At 34.8% G+C, this 4,951-nt stretch carries 5 protein-coding genes; all 5 read right to left on the reverse strand.

Annotated elements, in window-relative coordinates; all coding sequences use genetic code 11:
• Window positions 1-673: 673 nt before the first annotated feature.
• Entirely contained in the window at window positions 674-1,825 is a 1,152-nt protein-coding gene (locus GPK83_RS15350) for an IS91 family transposase (protein ID WP_015552621.1), read from the reverse strand.
• Window positions 1,826-1,951: 126 nt separating this feature from the next.
• Window positions 1,952-2,320: a resolvase gene (locus tag GPK83_RS15355; protein ID WP_117553155.1), complete on the reverse strand. Its 369-nt coding sequence runs from the start codon at window positions 2,318-2,320 to the stop codon at window positions 1,952-1,954.
• Between the two features lie 215 nt (window positions 2,321-2,535).
• A complete protein-coding gene (locus tag GPK83_RS15360; RefSeq protein ID WP_117553154.1) occupies window positions 2,536-3,432 on the reverse strand; it encodes an ankyrin repeat domain-containing protein in 897 nt (298 codons plus the stop codon).
• 115 nt (window positions 3,433-3,547) lie between these two features.
• The gene (locus GPK83_RS15365) at window positions 3,548-4,012 is read right to left on the reverse strand and encodes a hypothetical protein (protein WP_117470055.1); all 465 of its coding nucleotides are present in this window, start codon (window positions 4,010-4,012) and stop codon (window positions 3,548-3,550) included.
• A gap of 724 nt (window positions 4,013-4,736) precedes the next feature.
• Window positions 4,737-4,951, reverse strand: a 215-nt coding sequence (locus tag GPK83_RS15370) for a hypothetical protein (RefSeq protein WP_215704483.1), incomplete at its 5' end; no start/stop codon positions are given.

Below are 4,951 nucleotides of genomic sequence, written 5' to 3' on the forward strand. Positions count from 1 at the left end.
CTTTACGACCAGAATCAGATGATAATAGAGTAAAAATACTGAATGTGCATTATTGTCAAGTTCTCTCATATTTATCAGCCCTTCTTTTTATTTCGACTGATTTAATTATATCACAAATGAAATCATTTGTCTATTACATTTCAGAACATTTGTTCTGTTTAATCTGCAATCTATTTTCCCTTCAGGCTTCAGGCTTATTCATTGTATGCAGAATTGATGATATAGCACAACTGCAAAAATCAATATATGAGAAGTTTACAATACACAGCACAGCTATGTGCAATAATCTGATATTTACATGCCAACTATGGCACTATGCAAGAGATAGCAATTCATCTCACCACCTATAGAGGTGGGAGAATTCTTGCTGATTCTTGTTAAAAATGTCTCCTTTACAAATTCTTTAGGTTACAATCGATGATGGGGTAAACGAAAAAGCAGTTTTGACATTGCAGAGAACTGCCCCTTCGTTTACACCATTTTCGATTTGACCTAATTGAACAAAGTGAGCGTCCGGGTAGCCGCAACCTATGGACTTTCAATTCTTTGTTCCTGTCCATGATTATATATGATTCTCGGTATGAAAGCTACAACATTTTATAAAAAACAGGCAAATGGGCATGACGATAAAACCTCAGAAACTGAGGCTTTTGAAAGTATTAGATGTTGCTCTTTAGCAGCGCAGTGGCATTCTCATCTGTGGCTTTCCGAGATGCCCACCACATGCTTTACACACACAAACTTTGATGCCATAAAGATGTTCCAATATTTCAGGCATTTCCATGTCACGAAGCTTTGAAAGATACTTCTTACATCCAAGTAAATTTCTGCAAAGGGTGAGCTTCTGGTTTTTAGTGCGGGAACATAGCAGTCCGTAGTGCCTGATGCGGACAAAACGCCTTGGTGGTACATGCATGAGAAACCGCCGGACAAACTCTACACCCGAAATGGTCAGTTCCTTCCACTGTCCCTCATTACGGTAATCCTTTACTAAGAATGTAACGGTATCATCATCCATACGGACGGTGCGGTGATTGCTGACGGCAATGCGATGAGTATACTTACCAAGGTATTTCATTACTGTTTGAGCACCATTGAATGTCTTTTTACAATGAGGAATCCAGTCCATACCATAACAGGAATCTAAAAGCTCCTTGAACGTATAATGGTTACGAAATTTTTCTGCAGTACCATGAAATACCAGCTTATCCTCTTTCCACAGCCTCTTTAGTTCCTCCAGATATTTTCCGCGGAACACTTTGGAGATGACCCGGATGGGAAGAAAGAAATTTTCACCATTGTCCTTCCATTGGTTGTTGGAAGCCAGTCCTCCACCCAGCAGGATGGTATGAATGTGGGGATGAAAGTTCATTTCAGAACCCCATGTATGTAAAATGCAGATGTATCCCACCTTTGCGCCGAGACGTTTTGGGTCGGCAGTCAGTTCGCTGATTGTGGAAGAAGCTGCATGGTATAAGGCATCATAAAGAAGTCTCTGGTTGCTGTAAATGACAGGGTTTAAAATATCAGGAACCGTAAAAACCAGATGGAAATAAGGAGCATCAAGGACATCCTCTCTGCGTGCATCCATCCACATTTCTTTCGGAACAGCCTGACACATGGGGCAGCAACGGTTACGGAAGGAATTGTAATGAATCTGTACGAAGCCACAATCCTCACATACACATACATTTGCACCATAGGCACCGGTCTTGCAGTTCATGATGTTATGTGCAACCTTTGCCTGTACAGGGGAAGGTGAATATTGATCAAGGTATGCCGGATAAAAACGATGAAAAATATCCTGTACTGTGGGCTTATCCATTGGCTGTACCATCCTTTCTGTCAAAAGGACCACTATACTCGCCTTCCAGCAGTCCAAGATAAAAACGGGGATAATAATAGCTAGTGTCCGGCACTAACGGAAGTCCAAGCTGGGACGCCATTTTTTTTATAATCTTCCCAATTCTTTATCAACTTTCATTTGGAGCAATGCAGTTTTTTCTCCCATATATTGCTTAGCCACCTTTAGAATTGCCTTATCATTTCCTAAAATTTCTAACACAGTAACAGAAAAAATATTAATCAAATATGAATCATTCTTATTTATTATTTCTTCAAAATAATTAAACATATTGCTTAATAATTCAGCATCTTCATTCTTAGCTAATAATGTTAAAAGCTCCGGCATAAAAATATCTTCTATTACAACTGTTTCTAATACTTCTCCATATTCTTTTACACTTTCAATGTATGCATTCTTCGTTGATGGAAAAAATTCTTGCATTTTTTCAAAAAACTCTCTTACATTTTTACTCACATTTATATTCTCCAATCAATTAAATAAACTTACAGCATTTTCTAAATCATCTATCAACGCTTCCACTACATCTAAATCATTAAGTCCTAATTGTTCTATTAGTTTAATCTCCATAGCAACCTATAAACATATCAAAAAATTATTATTCTCTTACGAACTTAAACCTGAAAAGCAACTATTATCAAATTTTTTGAATTTATATTAACATCAATAGATCATACTAAATACTTCTTAACTATATTTATTATTTTTTCATTTTTCGTTCTTTCAGCAATATCTAAAACACTACAATTTCTTACATATTCGTTTGAATAAGCTACTATCAAATCCCTGTAATTTTTCATAAGTTCCTCTACAAGAAAGGCATTTGAAAAACGAATCGCACTAACTAAAGGATTATCGTTCATCTCTCTACTATTAATAACAATACCTTCATCTATTAATTTTTTTGCAATTATATTATTGTTCTTTTTTATTGCCGTCATAAGTTCCAAACCGTCAAAAGCATTAATATCTATACCATTTTCAATAAGCCAAAGTGCTTCCTTTTCTTTCCCTTCTGTGATTGCATAATTAAGTAACGAACCTTCAGGGACAACTATATTTATTAAATCGTTATTCAAAATATAATCTTTAAAGCCCTCCAAATCTCCTGCCAATTCCAATACCTTAGCTATTTTTTCAAAATTTTCTTCGTTTTCTCCCCAAAAGTTTTTTTCCGAATAATTCAAATAAAATTCCTGATATTCTTCAGAATCAAAAGTCGGTCCTGTTAAAACTGCATCGATAAATTCTATTGGCGGTATATATTTTCCACTTAATATATCATCTATAATAACATTAGGAGCTGCATATCTTATTTTCTTTTTTAAATCAATGATACGTATTTCTCCAAACCCTTTTACATACTTTTTTCCATCAATCTCTGTTTCACGACATACACCATTCAAGTTGCTATTTAATGGATTCTCACAATAAGAAGTCAACTTTTCTATGAATATTGAATTAAATGTCTCTTTACTTTCCACTGTACTATCAAAATTTGTATTCCACCCAATATTGTAAGCATTTTCAAAATGTTGATAACAATACTTTGTCATATCAGAATTCATTGTTCTCTATCCTCGTATACAAATCATGTATTTATATAATTTGACATAAAATACAGCTAATGATGCTTGTTTATATCCTTCTAGTTTTAATCTTTTGCCAGAATGGCTAAATAAGCTAATTACCAGTTAATGTACTCTTAAAGTCTTCATACATTTTAAAAGTAATTTTCAAAATTTCTTCTAAATCCTCATATGTTCCTATGATAGGTTTTTTTATCCTGTAATTATTATCAATAAGTCTCCTTGAATATGTTCCCCAAGGAGCCCCAAGAAGCAATTCTCCATTTTCTCTGACTATCCAAACTAAATCTACCATTCCATATCTCAGAATAATATGAACTTCCAAAGTAATCTTTCCAATTTGTTCTTCCTTGATTTTATAAAATTTTTCTTTTACATCAAACACCGGAGAATAGCCTAAATCTTGAATTGTCTCCATGACCTCTTCACTATCAATATAAGCCAAACGATTACTTGAAGGTGTTCTTTTAGCATTAAATTTATTAGATAATTCTTCATATCGCTCAATAAAGCCAATTTTAATTAGAGCATTCTTAATCTTAGAATTTAATTCTATCATTGCACTTCCTTCGCAAATTTCAATTTGATTGAAATGTTTATCCCCTTAAACTTTCCAATTCACTTAATGAAAGTCCCTTAACTAAAACGCTATCTTTCTTTGAATCGAGAGCATATTTTTCAACATCATTTAACGCTGTAAAATAATCTGCATCTCCGATAATCGTATCTTTTGTTGTACTAACAAGTACTAATTTCCATTCAGATACAACTTTACCTTCTACTCTATATTCATTCTTCGTTGTTTTAGGTAAAACCGTTTCTGTTCTCTCTGTTAATGCGATTGCACCAAAAAGCGTACCGTCTGGTTTTCCGTATAATTTAGGAGTAGCAGTATATGCGTTGCTCCAATCTACTGTTTCTTTTTTCCTTTCAACTTATCAAATAGACCCATGATAATGCCTCCTTTATAACTTCCGATTTGCTTGTTCCATAAAATTCATTTTAGTCGCCTTCAAACTTGCTGGCGGCGAACAGCATTTTATGCTGTTTGCGGACGGCAAGTACACAGGGGATAGACGCACAAGCGTCGCAAGGGGGTGTAGCCACCTTGACGGAGCGAAGTGACGAAACATTCACGGTCGGGCAGTTTTCTTCTGCCGACCGTGAGTGAAGCTCCGCAGGACGCACATACTCCCGATAGGAGAGTATAGAAGTGCGCCCTTTAGTTCCTAAAGGGATTTTATCAGTTCGACAAACTGAAAGTTTCACCTCTATGACTTAGTTTATTTCTCATAGTAAAATGCTCTGCTATACAAAAAATGTATATTAGCTTCATTTAGATAATCTTCAAATTTTCTTTTTCTTCCATCATCTACATATCTATTATAGCATTCGTACAGGATTCTATAATAGTTCAATTGATTTATCAATCTCTCACTAACCGTTTTTTCTTTTAATATATCCTCACATTTTTGAAAACAATCAACTATTGTATTAT

The organism is Clostridium sp. MCC328 (genome assembly GCF_018785465.1).
Classification (GTDB): Bacteria; Bacillota; Clostridia; order Lachnospirales; family Lachnospiraceae; genus Pilosibacter; species Pilosibacter fragilis.

Excerpts from the sequence above, each read along its gene's own strand:
- GPK83_RS15350 (WP_015552621.1), bottom strand. The coding sequence starts at position 1,825 with ATGGATAAGCCCACAGTACAGGATATTTTTCATCGTTTTTATCCGGCA.
- GPK83_RS15360 (WP_117553154.1), bottom strand. The coding sequence starts at position 3,432 with ATGAATTCTGATATGACAAAGTATTGTTATCAACATTTTGAAAATGCT.
- GPK83_RS15365 (WP_117470055.1), bottom strand. The coding sequence starts at position 4,012 with ATGATAGAATTAAATTCTAAGATTAAGAATGCTCTAATTAAAATTGGC.